The following is a 25,829-nucleotide window of genomic DNA, read 5'->3' on the forward strand; positions in this document are numbered from 1 at the left end:
AGATGGAACCATTTATCACACATACCGGGCTGGTGGCGCCGCTGGATCGCACCGATGTCAATACTGATGAGATCACTCCTGCACGCTTTCTGAAGACTGTCAGACGAACTGGATTTGCTGATGCGCTCTTTGCGAACTTTCGCTACATCGGTGATACGCGTGAACCCGATCCCGATTTTGTGCTGAACAAGCCCCGCTATCAGGGTGCAAGTATTCTCTTGAGCGGCAAGAACTTCGGTTGTGGTTCATCACGTGAGCACGCTCCCTGGGCAATCCGGGAATATGGTTTCCGGGTTATTATCACACCTGGCTTCGCTGACATTTTCTACAATAATTGCTTTAACAATGGAATTCTGCCTGTCGTGTTGCCGGAAGCGACGGTGTTGCAGCTTTTCAGAGAGGTAGAAGCAAACGAGGGCTATCAATTGACGGTTGATCTGGAAGCGCAAACGGTGGTGAAGCCCGATGGCACTGTGCTCCATTTCGATATTGATGCGTTTAAGAAAGATGCTATGCTCAAGGGCCTGGACAATATCGGCTGGACGCTCTCGCATGCGGATGAGATTGCAGCCTATGAGCAGCGCCGCAGGCAGGATGCACCCTGGCTCTTTGATATAACTACCAGTGCCTGAAGCTCTTGAAGAAGGTAGGGGGTACCAGCGTCGGTACCCTTTCCCTCTGGCTTGTGACAATGTTGTAAAGGCCCACCGCGCCGTCTTATCGGCGTCGTAGAAGGAGAAATGTCCATGACTACCCGGCAGATTGATAGTGGCATGGTGGCATACCAGATCCTCAATGAAGAGGGTACCCTTGTTAGCAACATGCCTGATCTTGGACCCGCTCCGCAGGAGATGCTCCTCAAACTCTATCGTGCGATGCAGCTCGGTCGTACGTTCTCGCACAAAATCATTGCGCTTCAGCGTCAGGGGCGAGCCACAACTTTTGGTTCGCTGGTCGGGCAGGAAGCAACGGCGGTCGGTCTCGCCGCACCCTTGCGCCAGGAAGATTGGCTTGCAACCTCCTATCGCGAAATTGCCTCACATATCTGGAAAGGAATTCCTCTTCCCACTCTTATTTATGGCTTCCGTGGCTTTACCGCTGCCTATCCACCCGAGTGTCATACTCTCCCGATTCAAATTGTCATTGGTACCCAGATGTTGCATGCTGTCGGTCTGGCGATGGCGGCGAAGCTCTCCGGCGATCCGGTGGTGGCCGTTGGTGTGTGTGGCGATGGCGCGACCTCTGAAGGAGATTTTAATGAGGCGCTGAACTTTGCCGGAGTGTATCAGGCTCCTGCTGTCTTTGTGGTACAGAATAACGGTTGGGCAATCAGTGTGCCACGCAAGAAGCAATCCGCGGCCCCTTCGCTTGCGCTGCGTGGTCCCGGCTTCGGCATTCCCTCCGTACTTGTTGATGGCAATGATGTACTGGCCGTCTTTGAGGTTATGAAGCAGGCTGTGGAGAAGGCCCGTGCCGGTGATGGCCCCACGCTTATTGAGACGCTGACGTATCGAATCGGGGCGCATACCACTGCCGACGATCCCAGACGCTACCGCGATGAGGCGGAAGTGGAGGCATGGAAGGCAAAAGACCCGATTGCCCGTTTGCGGCGCTTCCTGCTGGCTGAGGGAATGCTGACCGAGGAACAGGATCGCGAGCTTGTGGCCGCCGTTGAGGAAGAGATCAATCAGGCGGCGAATGAGGCGCTGGCTTTGCCTCCCAACGCTCCTGATGCGTTCTTCGATTGGACTGCTGCGACTCTGACGCCCCGTTTGCAGGCGCAGCGCCGCGATGCTCAACAGTATGCACAGGAGTAAACTGCTATGCAGATGACGATGATAGAGGCGTTGAACAATGCGCTGGCGCTGATATTGGAGCGGGATCAGCGGGTTGTCCTGCTTGGCCAGGATATCGGAGCGAATGGCGGTGTCTTTCGTGTGACTGAGCGGCTGCAAGAGCGTTTTGGCGAGCAGCGTGTCTTTGATACACCGCTGGCCGAGTCGGCTATTATTGGGAGTTCGGTTGGCATGGCTGTCTATGGCATGCGCCCGGTCGCGGAAATCCAGTTCGCGGGCTTTCTCTATGTGGGGATGAATCAGTTAGTGACGCAGGCGGCTCGTATGCGCTTTCGCTCTGGTGGCGTATTTACCTGTCCGCTGGTGGTGCGGGCTCCCTATGGCGGAGGTGTGCGCACTCCTGAACTGCATTCGGATAGCCTGGAAGGATTGTTCCTGCAAACACCCGGCCTGAAAGTGGTCATTCCCTCAAATCCCTATGATGCGAAAGGATTGTTGGTGTCTGCTGTGGACGATCCCGACCCGGTGGTGTTTCTGGAAAATATCAAGCTCTATCGCTCGTTTCGGCAGGAGACGCCAGAAGATTACTATACGGTCCCGCTCGGAAAGGCGAACGTTGTGCAGGCAGGGGAGGATGTCAGCCTCTTCGCCTATGGCGCAATGATTCCGGTTGCGCTGGACGCGGCGCGACAGATCCAGCAGGAAACCGGGGCAACGGTTGAGGTCATCGATTTGCGCACCATCTGGCCGCTGGACGAGGAGGCTATTGTGTCCTCTGTCTCGAAAACAGGACGCGCGGTTGTGGTCCATGAGGCTCCACGAGCAGGCGGCGTCGGCGCGGAGATCGTATCAATTCTGAACGAGCAGTGTCTGTACTCGCTGCTCAAGCCTGTGGAGCGTGTAACCGGCTATGATACGCCGTTCCCTGTTCCCGGCCAGGAGGATTACTATTTGCCGAACGCCCGAAAGGTAAGAGATGCGATTCGACGCGTGCTGGAACCGTAAAGCTGTGTTCCCTCTCAGGAAAGTTGTACAGTGTTTGAACGGAGATCGTCACTATGCAGGAATTTAAGTTACCGGATCTGGGCGAGGGAATGCAGGAAGCTGAAATTCGCCGCTGGTTGGTTCAGCCGGGTGAGCTGGTGAAGCTAGATCAGCCAATGGTTGAGGTCGAAACGGATAAGGCAGTTGTTGAGATTCCGTCTCCTGTTTCCGCTCGGGTTGTGGCCATTCATGTCCCTGAGGGACAGGTGGCGAAGGTTGGGACGCCGCTACTCTCCTTTGAAGGGAATGTCACAAAGACCTCAAACGTCAAGCAGGTGGCCCCGGAAACACCTGCGCCGCCGGTTGCCACGCAGAGTTCTTCTGTTTCGGCAAAGACAGTTCTGGCTGCTCCGGCTGTCCGGAAACGCGCCTTTGAGTTGCATATTGATCTGGCTCAGGTACCGTCCTCGCAACCCAATGGACGCATCACTATGCCAGACCTTGAAGCCTATCTTCAGCGTAAGAGCGCCGAGCCCGCGCTGAATGGTGCGGCACAACTGAAGGAGGAAGCAGAAGAGAAGCGCCTGCCGCTCACCGGACTGCGGCGCCAGATTGCTGAACGCATGGAACGCTCATGGCGCACCATTCCTCATGCAACTGCTTTCGGGGAACTGGATGGCTCCGCGCTGGTCGGGTTGCGCCAGGAACTCAAGCCACTGGCGGAAGAACGTGGTGTTCGACTGACGTATCTGCCGTTGTTGGTCAAGCTTCTGATCCCTGTTTTAAAGGAATTCCCGATTTTCAATGCAACACTGGATGAGGAGCGACGCGAGATTATCTATAAGCGCTCATTTCATATCGGGATAGCGGCCGATACGCAAGAAGGGCTGATGGTTCCTGTTTTGCGCAACGCCGATACGCTTAGTGTGATCCAGATCGCACAGAAGCTTGAGGATCTGGTGGCACGAGCTCAGAAGCGGGCGCTGGCGTTACAAGAGGTGTCGGGCAGTACCTTTACACTGAATAACGTGGGTAGCTTTGGCGGTAGTAACGGCGTCCCGATCATTAATTATCCGGAGGCGGCAATTCTGGCGGTTGGACGTTTGCAGGAACAGCCGGTTGTGTGCAATGGGGCAATCGAGATTCGACCGATGATGCAGTTGGCGCTCTCGTTCGATCACCGCCTGATCGATGGAGCGCTTGCCGGACGTTTCCTTGAGCGCTTCAAGCAGATGGTCGAGAAGCCTCAACAGTTGCTCCTGGATTTGGTGTAGAAAAGAGGTGATGGACTATGGTTGTTGGTGATGTGACAACGGCTGTGGATGTGTTGATTCTCGGTGCTGGGCCTGCTGGATATGCGGCGGCGATTCGGGCCGCGCAACTGGGGCGCAAGGTTACACTGGTTGAGCCGGGACCGGTCGGGGGTACCTGCCTGAATCGTGGGTGTATTCCTCTCAAAGCGCTCCTTGAGGCAAGTGAGCGCTATGCCCGGACGGGGATTGAGGAACTGGCACAGTTTGGCATCTCTGCCGAGACAGTCTCATTTGATTGGAGCAAGATGCAGGCATGGAAGCAGGGCGTCATCGAGCGGCTCTCAAACGGCGTACGTCGTCTCTTAACCGGGAATCAGGTAGAGCTTGTGCAAGGGATTGGCTGGTTTCTCAATGAAAAAGAGGTACGCGTTGAAGGAGAACATGGCTCGCTGCGTTTTGCCTTTGAGCACTGTGTCATCGCCACCGGGGCCGGAGCTCCGCTGTTGCCCACCGATGTTCTGACGCCAGAGCAGGCGTTAAAGCTGGACACATTGCCTGAACAAGTGACGATTGCAGGAAATGACTATATCGCGCTGGAACTGGCTACAGCGCTGGCGCGCCTGGGGGTGACAGTCGAGCTTGCGGTTCCCGGGGAGCGGTTGCTACCTGAGGTTGAGCCAGCGGCGGTACGCCTGCTACAGACCGGCCTGCGCAAGCTCAAGATTCGTGTCAAAACCGGCGTTGTGGTGGAGCAGCTCAAAGCGCGCCCGTTAGTCGTTTGCAAGGAGGTGCGTCCCGCAACAGCAGGACTGCGACTTGATGTGGCCGGGGTACAGGTGGATGAGCAAGGCGGGATCAAGGTTGATTCGATGATGCGTACCAGCAATCCTGCTGTGTATGCGGCGGGTGATTGTCTGGGCTCACATGCGCTGGCGGCGGTCGCGCTGAAGCAAGGGAAGGTCGCGGCGGAAGTCCTATCAGGGATGCGTGTGCAATTCGCGCCGATGGTTGTGCCTCAGGTCGTCCAGGGCTGGCCAGAGCTGGCTGCGGCAGGCCTGACAGCGGAGGCAGCAACCCGGGCGGGCTATCAGGTAAAAACGGGACGCTTCCCACTGGCGGCGAACGGGCGGGCCTTAACGCTCGGGGCTGATCTTGGGGCCGTTTTTGTGGTTGCTGATGCGGAGCATGAGACGGTGCTTGGTGGGACGGTGGTTGGACCTCGTGCCGCTGATCTGCTCGCGTCGCTGACGCTTGCCATTGAAATGGGCGCGACACTCACGGACCTGACAGAGATCCTCTATGCTCATCCTGCGTTGAGTGAGGCTGTGCTTGAGGGTGCGGAGAATGCACTTGCACGTGCAATTCATGTGCTGAATAAGCCATAATGTATAGAGGGACGTGCATCTATAGTCCTATCTGAAACAGGACCGGAGCCGGATGTGTTGGCTGGCCTGTTCGGGTACACTGTTGCTCGGTGGAGCTATTGCTGCTATTCGATATGGAAATGAGGAGCTAGAGAGCGGGGGCCTCCAGTTCTCTCTGCTCCTCTTCCTTCCCTGTATGCAGGAATATGCTGTTCTTGTGAGAAAGCTGGTTTGATGTTCTGGTCTGTACTCTATCGAGAAAATTCCAGACTCTGGAATTTCCCTCTCCTCTGGGGGGGCTTACTCCTCTTTGCCTTTCTTTCTACACTGCTTGCCTCGCTGGCCTGGACCACACCTCTTTTCATCAGTTCAAGTGACTACTTCTGGCCGAATGGGCTTCTGATGGCTTTTGATACGGTCTCGATTCGTCATATTGGGGGCGCTGTCCTGCTGGTACTGGTGGCGGCATACAATGTGCAACGTCTTTCTCGTCGAACAGGAGCCCTCTGGTATCAGAGCAGTGTGACGCGTTCGATCATGCTGGGGGCCCGTTTTGTGGCGCTGTTCGGACTGATGGTCCTGCTGCTTCTGTTCTCCCTGCTCTGGATCGGGGCGCTATCTCTTTTCTACACCTTCCTGATGCATGGCTCTGTTCCGCTTGTGCCGCTGAGCACGGTGCAGGTGGTTCTGAGTTGTGCGCGTACGCTCTATACGCAGCTTCCCTATGTGGCGCTGGCGTTTATGCTGGCTCTTGTAACGCGTTCGTGGCCGCTGGCCTGTGGTCTTCCGCTGGTCATAGTCTTCGTGCTGGAACCATTACTTGTCTGGCTGCTTGGCCTGCCGGGTGTTCCCTGTGGGTGGGTAGTGCAATATCTGCCCTCGCAGTTGTCGGCGGCGCTGCTTCAGTTGAACGCGATATCGTTGCAGTCGGCTGTCCCGGTGCAGCAGAATCTGCTGGCGCCTGCATTGGGACTTGCAGCGTATACAATGAGTTTTCTCCTGGGTGCCTGGATAGTGTTTCAGGTCCGAGGCAGAGCCGGGGAGCAGGGGTAGGGGGTAAACGGACGGGACTGATGGTGCTACAATGGGGAAATCGAAACTGTAACCGGAGTACCATGCTGTGAAACTTTTCCGCCGTTTCCTGAGGCGCTTTCTGAGCCCGTTCTTTCGGCTTCAGGGGAAATTGACGCTTTCCTACACTGTGACAACTGTTCTGGCACAGTTGCTTCTGGCAATCCTGTTCTTTCTGGCTTTATTTGGCATCTTTATGGTGCTTGTGCCAATGCCGGAATTCTATCAGGGGGATGTGGAGGATTCCGCCAGAAAGGCCGCGCCGCTGCTTCTTGGCGAGCCCGATAGACACGGCTTGCAGAGCATGAGCAAGGAGCTGGAGAGTCACTTTGATTTTGACCCGTTTATGGCTGCCAGAAAATACGTGGTGGTTGTTGACTCTGCTGGTCGCGTTTTAGCCTCCTCTGGTGAGGAAGCGCCCGCGATAAATACGCAGATTGGGCTCCGTTTAAGTGGCAGCCCGGCACAACAGTTGCAGGATATCCTGCATGGAAAGTCGAAGACAGCGCTGTATAAGGAAAAGAATTTCTGGCTAGTTATGGCTCCCATTGAGGGGAGGCAGCAGGTACTTGGGGCGTTAGTCCTGCATATCTCGGATCTACACTGGAAGTTTGCCAGTATCTTCTGGTCTTTCCTTCTGTTGCTGCTGATTCTGGGTGTGTTGCTCTTTCTGTTTGCTGGTACTGTGGGGATGATCTTTGGCTTTGCGGTCTCGCGTGGCCTGACGCGCCGCTTTAACCATCTCAACGCAATTGTGGATCGGTGGAGCCGGGGAGACTTCTCGCTCTTTGCAAAAGATACGTCGCGGGATGAGGTTGGGTATCTGGCGCGTCAGTTAAATCGAATGGCTGAGCAGCTTCGGGGGCAACTTCAAATGCGACAGAAGCTGGCAACGCTGGAAGAGCGGAACCGTCTGGCGCGGGATCTTCATGATAGTGTCAAGCAGCAGGTGTTTGCGGTTTCAATGCAACTCAGTACTGTCAAGGGGCTGATGTCACGCGATCAGGAGGCCGCACAGAAGCATCTCTATGAGGCCGAACATCTGGTACGACAGGTGCAGCAGGAATTGACTGCGCTGATCCGTGAACTGCGCCCGGTTGGTCTGGAGGGAAAGGGGCTGGCGCTGGCACTTCAGGAATATGCACTGCACTGGCAGCAGCAGACCTGCATTCCGGCAGTAGTACGGATACAGGGAGAACATCCATTGGGACTTGAGGTGGAAGAGGCCTTGTATCGGGTGATGCAGGAAGCGTTATCCAATATTGCACGACATAGCAAAGCTACAAGCGTTGAGCTCCAATTGCGCTACGAGGAAGATGCGGTCTTCCTGGAAATTAGCGATAATGGGATTGGCTTTCAGGTGGAGGCGGCACGTGGAAAAGGGGTAGGGCTCCTCTCGATAGAAGAACGTATTGAGGCGATCAACGGATCAGTGACGATTGAGAGCGAGAGAGATATGGGTACAACCCTCTGTATTCACTGTCCGCTCACACAGAAGGATCTGTAATCATTACTCAACAGGCCGCATATGTCAGTTCTCAGGTCTTATGGTATGCGCTTCTTCAGGTGGTTGCCTGTGTCATGCTCATCCTCTAAAGTTCAGTGTATGGGCTATTGGTTGACCTGAGAGTAACATGTGATGGCGTAAAGAGGCGCAATGAAGGACAATACACAGAGAGACTATATTGTGGAGGCAATCGGCTTATCCAGACGGTTTGGAAAGTGCTATGCGGTGAAGGAAGCTTCTTTTGTGGTCCATGCCGGGGAAGTATTTGGCTTCCTCGGAGAGCAGGGAGCCGGGAAGACGACTCTACTCGGGCTGCTACTCGGGCTGCTCTGGCCAACGGCTGGTATGGTGCGTATCTTCGGGGAAGCGGTCACCCCCGGGCATACCGCTCCTTTGCGCCATGTTGGCTCGACAATCGGGATGCCATCGCTGCTCTCTCCTTTTTCTGTGCGCGACCATTTTCTGCTGCTGGCACATCTTTATCCGGATATTGCTCAAACGCGGATCGATGAACTGCTTGAGCTGGTAGGATTGCAACAGGATGCACACCAGAAAGTTCGGTATTTATCGGCGGCACAAAAGCAACGGTTGCTGTTTGGATTGGCGCTCTTCCACAGCCCGAAGCTGCTCATTCTCGATGAACCGACTTTATATTTAGAGTCTGCCGGGAAACAGGAATTCCGCCAGTTGTTGCAGCGCTTGGCCCGACAGGGCATCACGATTATACTGGGTGGTCATCTTCCTCAAGAGATGGCTCGCCTGTGTGATCGGATCGCCATGTTGCAAAAGGGGCATATTGTTGCCCAGGGGACAATCTCCGAGTTGCAGCAAAAAGGGCTTCTGCCTGTATCTGATTTTGAGGAGGGATAGAAAAGCGCAAGATGTTCTGGAAGATCCTGTATGTAGAGTGCAAGAAAGTCTGTGCTCTTCCTCATCTCTGGATAGGGCAGGCCCTGGTTCTTTTCAGTAACCTGTTACTGGAAACCTGTCTGCTTCTGTTGCGTGTTCTCCCGCTGAATAGCCTGAACCACGCGGCACAGGTATTTCACTGGCCCTTCAATCTGGTGATCGTGGTCTCTCAGCTCTATTTTGTGCATCTTGGTGGTCTTGTCCTGCTGGTGCTATCGGCGCTTCTGGCTGGACAGGAGTTTACATGGGGCTCATTCCATCTCTGGCTGACTCGGGGAGTACCGCGCTGGCTCTTGCTCACGGCGAAAGTCGTGACGCTTTTCCTGACACTGGGCCTGACAATCATCCTCTCAATTGTCTCTGTCAGCCTGGTCTCGCTCTTTGATGGGAGCGTTGCGGGTGGGGTTGAATGGTCAGAGGTAGAGAGAATGGCGCTTAGCCTGTGTGAAGCGACGTATGCTTTGCTACCATTGCTTCTACTGAGTTTTGTGCTGGCATTAGGTCTGCGTTCATCCCTTAAAGGGATCGTCTGTATCCTGCTTTTGTCCTTGTGTGTATATCCGCTTTTTGAGGTGCTTGGGCGATACAGTCAGTGGATGCGGGTGCTGGTGTCCTGCACGCCTTTTGGACTTTCCCGGGCGCTGATGAGTGCCAACCCGCTGTTTGTCGATGCGGAACAGAAAATTGCCTCTTTTGTCGGCCTGACTGAAAACCTGGAGCGGCAGGGAAATCTGCTTCCGTTCTGGGGCATCGTCGGAGGACTCACGTTCTACTGTATTCTGTTTCTGTTGCTGGCCTTCTTCCTGTTTCTTCGGCAGGATTGCACGCCGTCTTTGCCCTTCAAACGAAGAGTGAGGTGCTGGCGTAAGAATATGATACACTAAACAAGGTTGTTCTGCCGAGTTGTGCCTGCGAGGAAACGAATGCTATGAATGAGAAAATAACAGTTTTAATCGTTGATGATCATGCGATTGTGCGGCAGGGTGTACGCGGTTTTCTTGAGATCCAGCCAGATTTGCTTGTGGTTGGCGAGGCCGGGACGGGGGAGGAGTCTGTACATATGGCCGGTGAACTGGCTCCCGACATTGTATTGATGGATCTGGTTATGTCTGGAATAGGTGGTGTTGAGGCAACCCGGAAGGTGAAGCAGGTCAGCCCGCACTCTCAGATTATTGTCTTGACCTCCTACTATGATGATGAATATATTTTCCCTGCTTTGCGTGCAGGAGCGCTTTCCTATGTTCTGAAAGATGTCAGCCCGGAGGAACTGGCTGATACTATTCGCAAAGCGGCCCGTGGTGAATCTGTGCTGCATCCCAGAGTCGCAGCACGGGTTGTGCAGGAGATTCGGGGCGTGCGTCGGGATACACCGAACCTGTTTGTTGAACTCAGCGATCGTGAGCTTGAGGTGTTGCGTCTGATTGCTGATGGCCTCTCGAATGCTGCCATTGCCGAAAAGCTGGTCATCAGTGAGAAGACCGTGAAAGGGCATGTCAGTAATATTCTGGGCAAGCTGCATATGGTTGATCGTACACAGGCTGCCGTCTATGCGTGGCAACAGGGGCTGGTGCGGCGTACCAACGCGTGAGAAAAGGCCTGCTATTTGTAGAAACCCATCGTTTCCTTCTATAATGGGGGAGGAAGTCGTTCGGTAATTATATCGGTATTATGGAGGGAATGAGCGGCACAGGAAGGCCGTTCAGGGTTAGAACAATGATGGAAAAAGAATTGCAGAGGAGCCCGCTTCGCGTGGGCGTGATCGGGCTTGGTTTTGGTGGTGAAAGCGCTCTCCGGGCATACAAGACGTTGCCTGATGTAGAGGTTATTGCGCTTGCCGGGCAGGAAGAAGACCGTCTGGCGCAGCTCGGGAAGAGTTTTGAGATTCCCCATCTCTATCGAGATTATAGCGAATTGCTGGAACATCCTGACCTTGATGCGGTGAGCGTGGCGGTCCCCAACTTCTTACATGCTCCCGTTGCGATTGCCGCACTGGAACGTGGGCTGCACGTGCTCTGTGAGAAGCCATTGGCTCGAAACACAGAGGAAGCAGAAGCGATGGTCAGGGCGGCGACACAGGCCAATCGTGTCTTGCAGGTGGTGTTCAACCATCGTGAACGCGGTGATATTGCCGTATTGAAGCGCTATATTGATGAAGGTAAACTTGGCAAGATCTACTATGCAAAGGCGTTCTGGATGCGGCGCAGAGGTATTCCCGGTGCAGGTTCCTGGTTTGTGAGCAAAGAGAAAGCCGGAGGCGGTCCCCTGATTGATCTGGGGGTGCATGTGCTGGATTTATCGCTCTTCTTGTTAAATGAGCCAGACGTATTGACAGTTAGCGCATCGACGTATAGCGAGCTCGGTCATCGCGGGCTAGGGTTTGATGCTCGGGCGTTCAAGTCAGGGGCAGGGCATGCCTATGAGGTTGAGGATCTGGCGAGCGCGTTCTTACGCCTCTCAAATGGGGCGACACTCCTGCTTGAAAGCAGTTGGGCAACCCACAGCAGTGCTGAAGATGACTTTGGCGTGATCCTCTATGGAACTGAAGGCGGCGCGGAGATCCGGGTCCGAAATCATGCATATCAGGATACCTTGCGCATCTATACAGACGTCGCGGGCGTGCCAGCAGAGGTGAAACCTGCGGTGCAGCGTGGTGAGTATCACCTGGCTGTGGTACGGAGCTTTGTGGAAACAATTGCCAGTGGCAACTGGTCCCTCTATAATGGCTCGGAAGGGTTAAAACGCACCCGTATCATAGATGCCTGCTACGCTTCCGCCTTGCAGGGACGTGAAGTTGCGCTTGGCATAGAAACTGAGAAGGGACAAGAGTTGTAATGGATGGTTCACTGCGAAAAGTGGCTTTGATTACCGGTGGTTCGCGCGGAATCGGTGCATCAACTACATTAGCGCTTGCGAAGGCAGGTTATTCTGTCGTGATTATCTACCGAAATAAAGCGGCCCGGGCCGAAGCGGTCGTGCAGGAGGCTCAAAGCTATGGGGTGAGGGCCTGCGCTGTGGGTTGTGATATCACGAACGCGGCTGATCGTGAGCGGCTGTTTGCGACGATCCGCGAGGAATTTGGGGTGCTGCACCTTCTGGTACTGAACGCTTCTGGCGGTCTGGAACGTGATCTTGTAGCAGCAAATCCAGATTATCCGATGGTAATAAATAGAGATGCTCAGGTTGCCTTGCTTGAGCAGGCGCTGCCACTGATGCCGCAGGGAAGCACCATCGTTTTTGTCACCAGTCACTGGGCGCATCTCTATGGTCGAGTACCTCAGATCCCGGCATATGAACCGGTGGCAGCCTCAAAATATGCCGGTGAACAGGCGCTACTGGCACGTCAGGATGAACTGAATGCCAGCGGAATTCGTCTGCTCATTGTGACAGGCGATTTGATTCAGGATACCATCACGCCGAAGCTGCTGGAACGTTCAGCCCCCGGCCTTGCTATGCAGCGTAAACAGGCTGCTGGTGATCTGCCTACCGCTGAAGAGATGGGGCAGATGATCGCAGAAGCCGCATGCAATAAAACACTACCATCAGGGCATGTGCTGGTAATTGGTGGCTCGCTGGAACAGATGCTTGCTGGTTAAATGAAAAGAGGCTCCGTTCTCTCTCCTTCGGGAGAACGGAGCCTGCTCGATTACCGGTCTTTGTGAGGAGAGGGCACCGCAACATGTTTGGCGGTATCTTCTTCCTGCTCGTCTTCATCAAGCCCAAAGGGCGGGAACTCTTCCTGAGGAGCCTCCTCGTGCGCTGATTCTTCTGTTGTGGTGGTCTCAGAGAGTTGCGCTGGTTCAAGGGGAGGGAAAGCCTCTTGAGGAACTACCTCGTGCGTTGCTTCTTCTGTTGTGGTGGTCTCAGAGAGTTGCGCTGGTTCAAGGGGAGGGAAAGCCTCTTGAGGAACTACCTCGTGCGTTGCTTCTTCTGTTGTGGTGGTCTCAGAGAGTTGCGCTGGTTCAAGGGGAGGGAAAGCCTCTTGAGGAACTACCTCACTTTCATGCTCGTCGTCTGCTTTGTCCTCAGGAGGCTGATCGAAGAAGGAGTGTGTAGCAGTGCTGGTGGGCTCGAACGCCTCCTGCTCTACCTGACTGATGGTTTGAGGAGAGGTAGGAACTACATCTAAGCTGGTATCCTCGAACGCTTCCTGGGGCATCTCTTCGTGCTGCTGTGCGCTGGCACTTCCTGCTTGCTCGATATCGAGAGAAAATACACCGGAGTCAGCAGACTCAAACGCTTCCCGGGGCATCTCAGAGATCTGCGTTTCTGGCTCTTCTACGCTTGATGGCGGAAGCATTGGCATGTTTTCCGGTTGCATATCAATGTGGGTTTGCATATATGGATATGGTGTAATGCCGTTGAGAGAGGTTTCACGCTCAGAACGGAAGAGGCGATAGATATTATCGGAGCGGGAGGGCACCAGGTGAACGCGCATTGTTGCAATATAAAAGGCGGCAGCTCCGCCAAAGATGAGAGCGCCGATGAAAGCCCCTGCCAGAATGTGCCGTAGCGTTTCCAGAAATGCGGCTTCAACAAACGCTGCCAGACAGAGGACAAGGAGCACGTAGAAGGGCATTCCTCCAATATACGCTGTTCTTCGTTGTTTGAAGGCATCATGAGGATACAGAGGGCGAATAATGTGATGGGCATAAAACTTACTATAAAACCAGCCAAGTATTAGATAGATCGCGATAAGAAGGAGCCAACCGCTGAGCGCCCATTTGGTCGAAAGCTGATAGGTCTGAACAATGGATGCCCAGAACAGGCTGTATCCATAAAACAGCAAACTACAAATGCCAATACAGAGAATTTGTGGTAGAAAAAGGCGGGTATAGTAGATGATTTTCTCCATTTTCAGGGTGTTCCTCAAAATGCTTTCATTTTTTCGGGTGTCTTCGGGTTTTTCAATATAGATAGTATCCTATCATGCCCGGTGGTTATTCCAAACGAGAATAGGATATTCGCGCTAATGACGCTAACCAGATTCTCCCTGATCGATTTGTTGTGGGTTCAGCTTGACAGAAAAACCTCTTTTTCGATATACTTCTAATTAGACTTCAGTCTACATAGTACCTGTCAGGTATCAGAAAGAAACTTTCCACGTATACTATAATGGAGTATTAATCATGCCGCAAGAGGAATTTCAGGCGCTTCTTCAGTTTTTTAAAGCAATGGCAGACGAAACTCGGTTGAAATTACTGGGGATTCTGGCAAATGGAGAACGAAGCGTTGAGGAGCTTGCGGCCTTGCTCCATCTGCGTGCTCCCACTGTCTCACACCATCTGGCACGCTTGAAAGAGCTCGATTTGGTCGGGATGCGGAGCGAAGGGAATATCCATTATTACTGGCTTAATGTGGAGACGCTGCGTCAAACAAACAAGCTTCTGCTGACGCCTGAGCGCATGGCTTCACTGGTGACTGACATTGAGGGCAATGCATGGGAGCGAAAGGTCTTGCGCGATTTTCTGGAAGACTCTCGTATTAAAGAGATTCCCTCGAGCGTCAAGAAACGCATGGTGATCTTAAGATGGCTGACGGAGTTTTTTGAGGAAGGAAGACTCTATACAGAGGCGCAGGTTAATGAAATCTTGAAGGCTCATCATCCTGATACCGCCTATTTGCGGCGTGAGATGATTAGCTCGCAGGCCCACTTATTACAGCGTGAACTGGGTTTATACTGGCGTCTTCCTACCGGGAAGCAGTGGAAACAGATCTCACTGCGGGCTCGCGATCGCGTGCTGCTACATGGGTGGGTTGGTGTGCCAGAGGGGAAGGGGCCTTTCCCGACGATTCTGGAGATCCATGAAGGCCCTGAGGTTGCTCTTGAGGATTGGCTTTCTCCGCTGGCCGGGATGTGGCTTGACCACGGCTTCGCCTATTGTGTTATCAATGTGCCATTGGTGCTTGCTCTGCCTCATCAGGCTGCTCCCTATGTGAAAATCCATAGTTCGGGAACGCCGCCTGTGGCTGCTCCGCTGACGCTTCAGGAGCGGATTGAAGGACATCCCGGACAGCATGAACTGGCTGATCTGGAGCTCGTGCGCGGTTGGCTGATCGAACAGGGAATCGCTGCTGAGCATGCTGTGGTGCTGACGGGCTGGCGCTATAATGCTTCGCTGGTATTGCTTGCCCTCGGGATGCAGCCCGAGTTTTGGGCTGCGGGCATCGCGGGAGAGGCGGTGACTGATTGGCTGCTCAATTATGAGGAGGATGAGGACCGCACCTTTGTTACAGCTATCTTCGAGGGAACGCCTGCGGAAAAGAGTGCTGCTTATAAACGCTACTCTCCTATCTCTTATGTGGCAGAGGTAATGGCCCCCCTGCTTCTCTTTCAGAGGCGCACTGATCCACGCTACTCTTTAAAGCAGGCTCAACGATATCAAGAGGCACTTCAACAACATGGCAAGGCGCTTGACTTACATCTGCTTGATGCCACTCCCGCCACATCTGTACTCCAATTAATGGTTCAGCAAAAAGAAGTTCTGCTCAACTTTGTTCGGGCGCTCTCCTTCTAAACAGCTTTTCTCCAGAATCCTTCCACTTTCCTGCCGAAGAGGCTGTACAATGCCGTGCAGTCTCTGCTTGTTTCCTGATAGTGCACAGGTAAAGTAGAGATTGTTTGTCATTTGTTACAGATGTGTTTATATATATTGCTGTATTTATATTTAGTAGTGTTGGGTTATTTACATAGTGATCTCCATAATACTGGAAAAGTTATATCCGTGTAGTGTATTATATTAATACGTATAGATTCTACTGATGGAGGGGAAGCAGGAAAACGTATGAAGATTTTTCGTACAAAATCAATTGAGCAATCCATCAGAGATACAGAGGAGCCTGAACATCAGCTAAGAAAAGCGCTTGGCCCTCTTGATCTCATCGTATTTGGAGTAGGAGTCACAATCGGGACCGGCATTTTTGTGACGACAGGAAAAGCTGCCGCTGATTATGCTGGCCCCGCTATTGTTATCTCCTTCTTGCTGGCTGGCCTTGCCTGTGGTCTGGCAGCCCTCTGTTATGCTGAGTTTGCCAGTTCGGTGCCGGTATCCGGGAGCGCCTATACCTTTTCCTATGCGACCTTAGGAGAATTTATTGCCTGGGTGATCGGTTGGGACCTGATTCTTGAATTCATGGTAGGTGCATCAGTTGTCTCTGTAGGCTGGTCCAGCTATTTCGGAGAGCTGTTGAAAGGTCTGGGGATTCACCTGCCAGCGGTGATAGCAGGCGGACCCGGGGCCGTAATGAATCTTCCAGCCGCCCTGATTGCTCTGCTGCTCACCGCGGTGGTTACTGTGGGCATTCGTACCAGCTCAATTGTGAATCTGGTCATTACCTGTATTAAAGTGGTGGTGGTTCTCTTCTTCATCGGTCTGGGAATCTTTTTTGTCAAGCCTGCAAACTGGGTTCCCTTTATCCCACCCGCGATCCCGGCGGCAATAACAAAGCCGTTCTGGGATACAACTGTGCTGCAAATGCTCGGATCGCGTCCGATGGAATATGGTTGGCCCGGTGTTGTGTCTGGTGCTTCGCTGGTCTTTTTCGCGTACATCGGCTTCGATATCGTTGCAACCACGGCGGAAGAAACGCGTAACCCTCAGAAGAATATGCCTATCGGGATTTTTGGGTCTCTGGCGCTCTGCACCGTGCTGTATATCGCGGTATCGCTTGTGATGACCGGAATCGTGCCCTATACCCAACTGGCGACCAGTGAGAATACCGCGGCGATGGCGCTTGCCTTTTCGGCTATTGGGCAGTCGTGGGCGGCAGTCCTGGTATCGATTGGTGCTATTTGCGGCATGACGGCTGTGATCATGATCCTGATGCTTGGACAGAGCCGTGTGTTCTTTGCAATGAGCCGGGATAACCTGTTGCCACGCTGGTTCTCACAGGTACATCCGCGTTTCAAGACACCCTATCGTATTAACATCATTGTCGGCATTGTGGTGGCTTTCACAGCGGCCTTTACGCCGGTGTCGGCGCTGGAAGAAATGACCAATATCGGCACCCTGACTGCGTTTATTCTGGTGTCGATCGGGGTGATTGTGTTGCGGCGAACACGCCCTAACCTGCGTCGTGCGTTCCGAACGCCTCTGGTGCCCTGGATCCCGATTCTGGCTGTGTTGATCTGTTTCTATCTGATGCTTGGTTTGCCTCTCCTTACATGGGTGCGCTTCCTTGTCTGGCTGGCGATTGGCGTTGTCCTCTACTTTGTCTACGGACAGCAACATAGTCGTTTGGCAAAAGAAGGTTCAGAAGAAGGTGGGCTAAAACACGTCGCAGTTAGCGAGAAGTAGTCGGTCTCCATGCTGTCGGACGGCGGGGAAGTGATTCTCCGTCGTCTTTTTCTATGCCTTTTTTTCATAGCTGCTTGATATAATAAGGCGGACGACGAAACTGATGCCTTGCAACAGGAGAAGAAGTTTCTATGCAACACCTTGATCCTCGGGAACAACAGCGTGTAAGCTTAGCTCGCTCACAGGAAGATCAGGCGCGCCATTCTGATGAGGAAATGGCGGAAAAGCTTGCGCACCGCGTGGTACAGCTTCTGGATGAGCGTACTACCCTGAATAGGAAAGATCGTCCTTCTGCCGGACAACGTCTGGTGCTGGCACTTGCCTCACTGGTTTTGTTGCTGGCTCTGGGAACGATTTTTCTGGATACTCTCAGCGGTGTGAGTGGATTGATCGCGTTTGGCATTCTCGCGATAACTGTCTTTATGATAAATGCAGTGTTTAATGATACCAGAAGATAGAGGGGGAAGGCCCCCTCTCACGCTTCTTCAATTTCTTCGGTGAACAGGTTGGCTGGAGCATTTTGAGGGACAATCACTTTGAGCGCCCGCGGTGCAATGGAGAAACGGGTTGCGGGCAGACCTTCATTGGTGTAGCCGAACGGATCGCCGTCCAGTTGAATCCCAATCCTGCGCTGTGTGACAATCGTGAGTTCCTTACATTTTTCGTAGCGTACCCACTGATGCCGTCGCTTGCGCCTTAACAGAAAATCAAGAACAACCAGCAGCCGCTCGACAATGTTGCGTTGATGGACAATGCAAACATCGAGAATGCCATCATCGCATTTGGCCTCCCAGGTGTATTTAATAGCGCCTCCATAGAGCTGTGTGTTACCAACAATCACCTGTAAGGCATTGACTTTAATTTTGTGCTTATCAACCTGAAGATAGGTGCGAAATGGCTGATAGCCCAGACCAAGCCATGCCCCAACCAGCGCGTAACCCAGGATACCAAGGCGCTTGGCTGGTTTTCTCTCCACGGCATGTGTGATATCTCCATCCATGCCCACTCCACCCATCAGGAGAAAATAGGCACTATCATTCAGCTTGCCCAGATCGACCCGTTTGATTTGTCCATTCAACAGGACGTTACGGGCCCCGTAATTATCAAGAGGAATATTCATCTCGCGGGCCCAGACGTTGACCGTGCCGCTTGGGAGTACGCCTAACGCTGTTTCACTTCCCGCCAGTTCCTGAATAACCTCATTAATTGTGCCATCGCCGCCGGTAGCAACAACAACACCTATGTCTTGTTCAACGGCCTCACGTGCGAAACGGCGTGCATCTCCCGCTCGCTGAGTGAGCTTTAATTCGGTCTGCCATCCATGTTCACGCAAAAAGGTGACTGTTTCTTTAATCTGTTGCGCATGTAAGAGATAGCTCCCGGAAGTGGGGTTTGCTATCAGAATAGCCCGGGTTTGGGCTTGATGCTCTGCCTCTGGATTTTTGAGTGTGCTATGCTGCATTCTAACGTTCCCATTCATCCCTTTCTGTATCAGAAACAATCCAGGAAGCGTGTACGGTGCTGTTTTTCTCTATCCTGTTTAGAGATACGCTTGAGCAGCGGAAACGGTTGAGGGAGGCAGAGCAAAGCTGCTTCTAGCCGACCCGTGGCACACGAGCCAGAATTTCAGCGACCACTTCATAATTAATGGTGCCAAGCCGCTGAGCGACCTTCTCGGCGGTCAGAGAGGCGTTCCCCTGCTTGCCAATTAGAACCACTTCATCACCGACCCGTGTTTGTGGAATATGGGTGACATCGATAATGCACTGATCCATACAGACGCGTCCTAGAATAGGCGCTTCCTGACCGTGAATCAGGACGGTACCCCAGTTCTGTGGTGAGCGACGGAAGCCATCGGCGTACCCGACGGGAAGCACCGCAACGCGGGTTGGCCTGGTAGTGATGTAGGTACAGCCGTAGCTGATCCCTTCGCCTGCCGGGATCATTTTGACCTGTGCAACCTGTGTCTTAAACGAGAGCGCAGGCCGGAAACCGGGTGGCAGAGGCACTTCGGGTGAAGGATCCAGACCGTAAATGGCGATGCCCGGACGTACCATATCAAAACGAGCTTCGGGCATGCTCAAGGTTGCGGCACTGTTAGAAGCGTGAACGATTGGTGGGCGTAGCTGCCGCTCGTCGAGCGTTGTTAAAATGTGCTGGAAGCGCGAAAGCTGCATATAGGCATGGGTCTTATCCTCAGCATCGGCGCTGGCGAAATGTGTGTAGAGTCCCTCAAGCTCAAGCCCGGGCAGCGAACGAATCAGCTCGATGAGCTCAATGATCTCGCTTTGTTGCTCGCTGCGAATCCCAAGCCGCCCCATGCCAGTATCAACCTTGACATGAACGCGGGCCGTTTTTCGCAGGGCTTGAGCGGCCCGAGAAAGCGCCTGTGCGGCTTCGCGTGTATAGAGGGTAAAAGTGACTTCTTGCCGAACGGCCTCACGCATCTGCCAGTTTGGCACATAGCCAAAAATCAGGATAGGCGCATCAATGCCAGCCTCGCGCAGCGTGATCGCCTCACTCAGTGTAGCCACTCCAAGCATACTGGCCCCATTGTGGAGCACGGTGCGCGCCACTTTCAAGGCTCCATGTCCATAGGCATCGGCCTTCAGGCTGATCAACACGCGCACCTCGGGGCCGACCATCTCTTTGATCTTCCGCGTATTATTCCCGATCGCGCTTAAATCGATTTCAACCCAGGTCGGCCGTTCATTTTGCAGGATCACGATCTGCTTCCAGCCCGGAGTTTGTCTGACCAGAAGCTCAGGAGCCTGCTCAGGATGCCGCATCAGAAGCTCTGTTACCTTCTCCATGCGGGTCGCCTCGGACCCCTTGATGAGGATAGTGTGCTCTCCCGGTGTGGATTCGAGCAGGAATTTGACAATACTGGCGGCATCGCTTTGTGTTGAGGTCATAAAGGTTTGCTCTGAACTGAGGCCTGCCTGTCGAGCCGCTTCAGCAATCAAGGCAGCCCGCTCGCCACAGGTAATCAGATAGTCGACCTGGTAAGCAGGGTCAGTCGCGACCAGGGTTCCGGCCTCCCGGTGAAAACGTTCCTCGCAATCGCCAAGAGAGAGCATATCGCCGAGCACGGCAATGCGCTTACCATCGGCGGCGCTCAGGCATGAGAGTGTGTGTAAGCCTGCTCGAAGGGAGGCCGGTGAGGAGTTATGGGTGTCATCAAGCAGCAGGCTCTGATAGACCCCCGGGAGCGGGAAGAGGCGTCCGGGCATTGGCGCGACCTGACGCATTCCCTCCTCAATCTCTTCGATGCTCATGCCACAGAGACGCCCGATTTTCCAGGCGATCAACATTGTTGCGACATGATGTGGGCCTGGCAGGCGTGATTCCAGCCGGATGCTCTGGCCTGTCTCGTCGTCTTGAAAGGAGAAGATGAGCCTCTCGCGCGAGACCTGTGGCTGTATAGATGAGGCGCGAAAGCCAATACAGCGAGGGCGTTTCTCGACAGGTATAGCTGCTACGAGCTCACTGATGACCGTATCATCTTCATTGAGAAGGAATGTCTGCGCAGGTGCGAGGCTCTGAGGCAGCACACCAAACTCGGCGGCCAGCCTCTCTGGTGATTCAAAATATTGGAGCTGAACAGGAGCACTATTAGTAAGAACGCCGATGGCGGGCTGAACAAGTTCGCAGAGGGTGCTGAGCTCTCCCGGATGATCGCTTCCCAGTTCCAGAACAGCGTATTCATGCTGGGGTTCCAGACGGCCAAGAGAGAGCGGGATACCAAGCAGATCGTTGTAGTTCTGCCAGCTTCGGAAGGTGGCAAAGCTTTTGCTGAGCACGGTTGCGATGGCCTCTTTGGTGCTGGTTTTGCCAACACCTCCGGCGACCGCGATGACAACAGGTTTCCAGCGTTGCAGAATCGCACTGGCATACTGTTGGAGTGCCTCGCGGGTATCTTCCACAACAACGATAGTGCCCTGTTCCAGGTCTTTCAACGTTTCCTGTGGCAACTGGTTATAGACTCTGGCCTCAATAAGCAGGCCTGCGGCTCCTTTATGGATGGCATCGGAAAGATAGTCATGCCCATCACCTCGCTCGCCGCGCACTGCGACAAACATTTCACCCGGCAGGAGTTGTCTGGTATCGTGGCTGAAGGAGGAAAACTGAGTCTGTTTGCCTGCGGAGCGTAGCACGCCTCGTGTCGCTTCTAAAAGATGTGAAAGATAGATCAAAGCAGGACCTCCATATGTTGGCCATTGTGAGAGAAGAGCATAGTTTTATCAGATTTCATAATATATTTTTGTAGAGTTTGTTTCATTGTTATTGTACCTCCTGACAGGCTACTACTGATGAGAAGTAGCCCTTTCAGGAGTGTTATTGCGCTAATTGGTATAGGATTCATCGGGGATCTGGACGCTGATAAGGCGCAAGCGACGTTCAAAGGCTCCCCGCTCATTGCGTCGCTGTTCCTGCACTGCCTGGACCTCAGCAGGGTCGATCTGATACAGGGCTTGCAGTGCAGAGACCACTTCTTGCAGATCAGCAAGCTCTTTGATGAGCTCACCGCGCTGTTTGGCTGCTGCCACTTCCAGCGCCTCTTCAACCAGTTTTGTATGCAGTGTTTGTTGGTATTCGGCCTCATCCATAGCCGTGACCTGGCAGGTTGCCCCGTTTGCCTCGATCATCTCAGGAATCCGATCTCGAACCAGTTTATTGTATTCTTTCTGCATCGTTTCACTTTCCTTTTATCCGCTTTGCGCCAGAAGCTTTCCTATGGGCTGAAAAAGCACAGGGGAGGATTGGCGCGTCTGTTCTGGCAGCGTGAATGGACTCTTTTGTGTTGATGGGTTGCTCTACGTGTAGACATCTTCTCGAAATCCTCCCAACCTGAATAGTAGCGTTCAGGCGTACCTTGAATTCTTGCCCTCCATGCCCGGGACTGCTGTAAAAAACCTGTTGCCTGCCTGGAGCGAGGCCCTCGGTTCGCGTCGTTGGCCTGGCCTGAGTCGGGCAGGCCCTCCCTTGAGAGGAGGAATTCCCCGCAAAAACGCGTGGGGAAGATGTCAACTCAGTACATAACGCATACTGCCTATCTGTCTTATGATGCCCTTTATTTCTAGAACTGTCAATGCCGCACTGACCTGTGCTGCGGTCAGGTCTGTTTCTCGTGTGAGCTCATCAATATGGATCGGTTCCTGACCGAGCAGGGCAAGAAGCAGACGTTCTTCTTCTGTATCTGCCTGAGATATAGGACTTTGAGGGCTGGAATCAGGAGATTCCGGGCGTTCGGGTGTGGGACTTTTGGGCTGTGGCGTACTGCTGGAATTTGGTGTATCTGGCAACGGCAGTTCAGGAGCCAACAGAGGGACATTGTGCAGGTTCAGATTGTGGATGATATCCTCAATGCAGGTTGCCGGGTATGCCCCGTCTTGAATGAGTTTGTTCGTGCCCCGGCTGCTTGGTGACGTGATGTTCCCCGGAACAGCAAAGACCTCACGCCCTTGATTAAGGGCGCTGGTAGTGGTAATCAGGGCCCCACTGCTCTCGGGCGCTTCGGTGACGAGTACGCCGAGAGAAAGTCCGGAAATCAGGTGGTTGCGAGCAGGGAAATTGCCAGAATCGGGGCGAACACCCAGTGGAAACGCGCTGATGAGCGCTCCCTGACCTGATTCAACGATGCGGCGGGCCAGCTCGTAGTTCTGGGGAGGATAGATGTTGTCGAGGCCACAGGCAAGCACCGCGATGGTGCGGCCTCCGGCATCTAAAGCCGCTGTATGGGCGACTGTATCGACGCCGAGGGCCAGACCACTGATGATGGTCATTTTGGTTGCCAGTTGAGAGGCAAAATAGTCTGTGACCTCTCTGCCATAGGTGGTTATGGAGCGTGTGCCCACAATTGCGAGCGTGTAGTTGTAATCATCCTCGGTGAGATGGCCACACACATGCAGAACCGGTGGCGCGTAATCGATCTCGCGGAGCAGTGGCGGATAGGTTGGATCTTTCCAGGTAATGACCTGGATGCGTCGTCGGTCCAGGCGCTCCAGCTCCTGGGCGGGTTCGATCTTGCCGCGTTGTCGCAGAAACGAAGTAGCGGTTTTTGGTTCCAGTCCCGCTGCTTGTAGTTCCCGCTGGTCCGCTTTCCAGGCTGCGGCAACATCGTCCTGAAAGTAGGTCAGGAGCTTACGGAAGCGCACAGGGCCGATTCCTCTGACGCGACTGAATGCAATCCAGTATTGTAGCTCCTGTAGCGAAAGGACTTGAGATGGATAGTAGCGGGCCTTTCCCTCCCCGACTACCATCGTCAACCGCTCCATAGGGCCCATAGTGAACAACTCCTTTTCGTTTTAATGTTGATCCGGTAAAGATAGATGTGGGTCCGGCTGCTCCTGAGTCGGAGGATGCTGGACCGTATAGCGATCAGGGTGCGTGTAAGGAAGATCCGGGCGAGGCGTAAAGCCTGACGCACCACTCTGGGACAATGGCTCCCCATCCAGACGGCAGAATTTTGCCCCGATGCGGTTCTGATAGCCACATTTGGGGCAGACAGGACCAGCAGTCTCACATGTGGTGAAGATAGAAGCCATCTGCTGTTCAAACCACTCGCGCTCACGCTTCTTCTTCAGTCTGTGCTGATTGGCAAGCAGGAACACGATGCCCAGGAAGGCTGCGACAGCGATAGCGCTTCCACCGGTGATGATTAGTATATTCGGCTGTGTCAGTGGCTCTTCCGGCGTAACCTCTGATGCAGGTGTGGACTGTGGAGTTACCTGGACAGTTGGCGTGATCTCTGCGGTTGGAGTCTCCTTTACTTTCGTCGTAGGTGTTGGTGTCAGCGTGGCCGGAAGGTTGAGTGAAAGATGCCACTCATTTTCAAGCTGTGTGATATCAACTCCGAACGTTTTTTTCAGCGCCTCTTCAAAGGAGAGGTCCCCGGGTCTCATCTCGTTCAGGAAGGCGCGTATCTTGTCCGCTCCATACTTTGTATAGAGGTAGCTCACCAGTTGCCAGCTTTGCGCATAGGCCAATTCGGCTTGCAGCTCCTCTTCAGGAAAGGTATCAAGCTCAACAAGAGGTATCAGGTTATTCTCTTTCACTGCCTGCTCGAAGATTTCCTGATATTGTGGTCGGGGGAAGCGTTCGTGATAGACGGCAAGCCCTTCATCGAACCAGGAAGGCGTTCTTACCTTTTCCTGTAGCATGTTCATCTCAATCGCATGGGTGAGTTCATGTGGGAGCGTGCTTTCAAGGTTGAGATCTCCTATGCCCTCAGCTTCCATCATGATCTCGTGACTGCCCCAGAAAGTGACGCCTCCGACCCACTCTGAAATTCTGGGCGGCAGCGATTTTTGAAAGTCATCGCGATTTCCGTAGATCCAGATAGTGATAACCTCTGTCAGAGATGTGCCCAGTGATTGACAGATGCGCTGTTCTGCTTCCTTTGCTTTTTGGAGGGCAATGTGCCCGAATTCGTCGGGCTGATTGTACCATTTAATCTGAATATTGCCTTCTTGTTTGCTTTGCCAGGGGAAACGATTATCGAAGACCAGGAACTTCTGAGAAGGGAGCCTCTCGCTATTGTTTGCCGAGTCTTTTAGCTCCCAGTGATATTCGACAGTGGTTCCGACCGAAGGCATATTATATTTGGTCAATTTTTGATCCAGGGTGAAAACCGTCGTATCTCCGCTTGTTCGGGGTGTCACCTGCTCGACACCCTGAAAAGAGGAAGTATCCGAATCGATGGAGATCCAGGCTGTAGAAAATGTGGTTCCGGGTGCCCTGACCTTGAGGGTAAATGTAATACTGTCGGGATAATGGATGGTCTGGGTTTGCTCAAGGACTGTCACAGAATGAGCTACCGTGTGCTGAGCATGCACAGAAGCAGGCGCTGCGGTCAAGAAAAATAGAGTAATGCATAGTAATATGCCAATGCGGTGCAGGCGGAATACAATAGCCAGACGTTTGCTCATACGCCCCCTTCGGTTTTTGAAATGTTCCTGACGATTCGTCCGGGGAGAATGTCATTTATTGTACACCACGGTTGAGATTATTGTATAGAGATGAGCAAAAAGTCTTAGAGAACTCTGACGTCTGTTGTATCGAAAAGAAAAGGGATTCTCTCTACGTTTCTTCTTTCCCATGCGGGAACCCTTTCTGTCTGATTATCTTCCCTTTTGTAAAAAAAAGAAGGGAGAGCTAAGGGAAGAAAGAAGACATAGCAGTAGTATTGTTATATTTCGATTGTTAAAATGTGTAGATGTAAAACATGGTAGAATATAATGAAATAGTGCGGAAAACCTCAACCTATGCCTAGCCCTTTCCGGCTATGGAGCACGGTTGGATTCGGGAAACAGAACGACTCATAGTATTCTTGTATCAGACTGATGGGGTTATCCTACGCTTTGCCTAGTCCTTATTGGTAAGAATGTTAACCCCGTTCAGACTAAGCCGTTCGGTAAAACGAAGGGGTATAGAAAAGGTAGCTCGTTTTCTTTGTCTCTGTTTTTGGAATATGGTAATGTGGCGAGGGGGTCGATTTTGAGCTTCTCCTGAATACATAGTCAGCAATGAATGTACAGTATGGAAAAACGGTTTTTAAAGAAAGATCGAAAGCAATATATTATGAGGAGCAGCATGTTCGAGCTAACCAGCAGGATGAAGTGTTCACAGCAAAAATATGAGGGTAGGCT

General features: G+C 53.1%; 21 protein-coding genes. 15 read left to right on the forward strand and 6 right to left on the reverse strand.

The window, feature by feature from the left end:
* Positions 1 to 2 precede the first annotated feature (2 nt).
* The 12 genes from leuD to KTH_RS26825 all read left to right on the forward strand — a co-directional run bounded on the left by leuD (position 3) and on the right by KTH_RS26825 (position 12,477).
* Positions 3 to 632: a 3-isopropylmalate dehydratase small subunit gene (gene leuD, locus KTH_RS26770; protein WP_111324316.1), complete on the forward strand. Its 630-nt coding sequence runs from the start codon at positions 3 to 5 to the stop codon at positions 630 to 632.
* A 114-nt stretch (positions 633 to 746) separates the two neighbouring features.
* Complete coding sequence (gene pdhA / locus KTH_RS26775) at positions 747 to 1,817, forward strand: pyruvate dehydrogenase (acetyl-transferring) E1 component subunit alpha (RefSeq protein WP_170142758.1); 1,071 nt, start codon at positions 747 to 749, stop codon at positions 1,815 to 1,817.
* Between the two features lie 6 nt (positions 1,818 to 1,823).
* A complete protein-coding gene (locus KTH_RS26780; protein WP_497621953.1) occupies positions 1,824 to 2,801 on the forward strand; it encodes an alpha-ketoacid dehydrogenase subunit beta in 978 nt (325 codons plus the stop codon).
* 53 nt (positions 2,802 to 2,854) lie between these two features.
* Complete coding sequence (locus KTH_RS26785; protein WP_111324314.1) at positions 2,855 to 4,054, forward strand: dihydrolipoamide acetyltransferase family protein; 1,200 nt, start codon at positions 2,855 to 2,857, stop codon at positions 4,052 to 4,054.
* Positions 4,055 to 4,071: 17 nt separating this feature from the next.
* Entirely contained in the window at positions 4,072 to 5,418 is a 1,347-nt protein-coding gene (locus KTH_RS26790) for a dihydrolipoyl dehydrogenase family protein (protein ID WP_111324313.1), read from the forward strand.
* 213 nt (positions 5,419 to 5,631) lie between these two features.
* The gene (locus KTH_RS26795) at positions 5,632 to 6,450 is read left to right on the forward strand and encodes a hypothetical protein (protein ID WP_111324312.1); all 819 of its coding nucleotides are present in this window, start codon (positions 5,632 to 5,634) and stop codon (positions 6,448 to 6,450) included.
* 67 nt (positions 6,451 to 6,517) lie between these two features.
* Complete coding sequence (locus tag KTH_RS26800; protein WP_111324311.1) at positions 6,518 to 7,975, forward strand: HAMP domain-containing sensor histidine kinase; 1,458 nt, start codon at positions 6,518 to 6,520, stop codon at positions 7,973 to 7,975.
* Positions 7,976 to 8,125: 150 nt separating this feature from the next.
* The gene (locus KTH_RS26805; protein WP_497621955.1) at positions 8,126 to 8,845 is read left to right on the forward strand and encodes an ABC transporter ATP-binding protein; all 720 of its coding nucleotides are present in this window, start codon (positions 8,126 to 8,128) and stop codon (positions 8,843 to 8,845) included.
* A gap of 11 nt (positions 8,846 to 8,856) precedes the next feature.
* Complete coding sequence (locus tag KTH_RS26810) at positions 8,857 to 9,768, forward strand: DUF2705 family protein (RefSeq protein ID WP_497621956.1); 912 nt, start codon at positions 8,857 to 8,859, stop codon at positions 9,766 to 9,768.
* 44 nt (positions 9,769 to 9,812) lie between these two features.
* The gene (locus KTH_RS26815; RefSeq protein ID WP_111324308.1) at positions 9,813 to 10,472 is read left to right on the forward strand and encodes a response regulator; all 660 of its coding nucleotides are present in this window, start codon (positions 9,813 to 9,815) and stop codon (positions 10,470 to 10,472) included.
* Positions 10,473 to 10,597: 125 nt separating this feature from the next.
* Positions 10,598 to 11,716, forward strand: coding sequence for a Gfo/Idh/MocA family protein (locus KTH_RS26820; RefSeq protein WP_497621958.1), 1,119 nt, complete (start codon positions 10,598 to 10,600; stop codon positions 11,714 to 11,716).
* Positions 11,716 to 12,477: an SDR family oxidoreductase gene (locus tag KTH_RS26825; RefSeq protein ID WP_497621960.1), complete on the forward strand. Its 762-nt coding sequence runs from the start codon at positions 11,716 to 11,718 to the stop codon at positions 12,475 to 12,477. Before KTH_RS26820 ends, KTH_RS26825 begins: the two co-directional genes overlap by 1 nt.
* A 50-nt stretch (positions 12,478 to 12,527) precedes the next feature.
* Here the strand turns inward: KTH_RS26825 and KTH_RS26830 are convergent, their stop codons facing one another.
* The gene (locus tag KTH_RS26830; protein ID WP_497621962.1) at positions 12,528 to 13,736 is read right to left on the reverse strand and encodes a hypothetical protein; all 1,209 of its coding nucleotides are present in this window, start codon (positions 13,734 to 13,736) and stop codon (positions 12,528 to 12,530) included.
* 274 nt (positions 13,737 to 14,010) lie between these two features.
* On the opposite strand from KTH_RS26830, the gene KTH_RS26835 reads away from it, so the two are divergent.
* The 3 genes from KTH_RS26835 (at position 14,011) to KTH_RS26845 (ending at position 17,636) form a co-directional block, all read left to right on the forward strand.
* Positions 14,011 to 15,399: a metalloregulator ArsR/SmtB family transcription factor gene (locus KTH_RS26835; protein ID WP_497621963.1), complete on the forward strand. Its 1,389-nt coding sequence runs from the start codon at positions 14,011 to 14,013 to the stop codon at positions 15,397 to 15,399.
* Positions 15,400 to 15,666: 267 nt separating this feature from the next.
* Complete coding sequence (locus KTH_RS26840) at positions 15,667 to 17,178, forward strand: amino acid permease (RefSeq protein ID WP_111324303.1); 1,512 nt, start codon at positions 15,667 to 15,669, stop codon at positions 17,176 to 17,178.
* A 131-nt stretch (positions 17,179 to 17,309) separates the two neighbouring features.
* A complete protein-coding gene (locus KTH_RS26845) occupies positions 17,310 to 17,636 on the forward strand; it encodes a hypothetical protein (protein WP_111324302.1) in 327 nt (108 codons plus the stop codon).
* A gap of 17 nt (positions 17,637 to 17,653) precedes the next feature.
* Here KTH_RS26845 and KTH_RS26850 read toward each other — a convergent pair whose 3' ends face one another.
* From KTH_RS26850 to KTH_RS26870, 5 genes are all read right to left on the reverse strand, one after another.
* Positions 17,654 to 18,640, reverse strand: coding sequence for a diacylglycerol/lipid kinase family protein (locus tag KTH_RS26850; protein WP_170142757.1), 987 nt, complete (start codon positions 18,638 to 18,640; stop codon positions 17,654 to 17,656).
* 133 nt (positions 18,641 to 18,773) lie between these two features.
* Positions 18,774 to 21,374, reverse strand: a complete 2,601-nt coding sequence (gene alr, locus KTH_RS26855) for an alanine racemase (protein ID WP_497621966.1) — start codon at positions 21,372 to 21,374, stop codon at positions 18,774 to 18,776.
* Between the two features lie 150 nt (positions 21,375 to 21,524).
* Positions 21,525 to 21,872: a nucleoside triphosphate pyrophosphohydrolase gene (locus KTH_RS26860; RefSeq protein WP_111324299.1), complete on the reverse strand. Its 348-nt coding sequence runs from the start codon at positions 21,870 to 21,872 to the stop codon at positions 21,525 to 21,527.
* Between the two features lie 333 nt (positions 21,873 to 22,205).
* A complete protein-coding gene (dprA, locus tag KTH_RS26865) occupies positions 22,206 to 23,465 on the reverse strand; it encodes a DNA-processing protein DprA (protein WP_497621967.1) in 1,260 nt (419 codons plus the stop codon).
* 21 nt (positions 23,466 to 23,486) lie between these two features.
* On the reverse strand, positions 23,487 to 25,109 hold the full coding sequence (locus KTH_RS26870) for a peptidase MA family metallohydrolase (RefSeq protein ID WP_497621969.1): 1,623 nt from the start codon (positions 25,107 to 25,109) through the stop codon (positions 23,487 to 23,489).
* Between the last annotated feature and the right edge of the window lie 720 nt (positions 25,110 to 25,829).

This window comes from Thermosporothrix sp. COM3 (assembly GCF_059696735.1).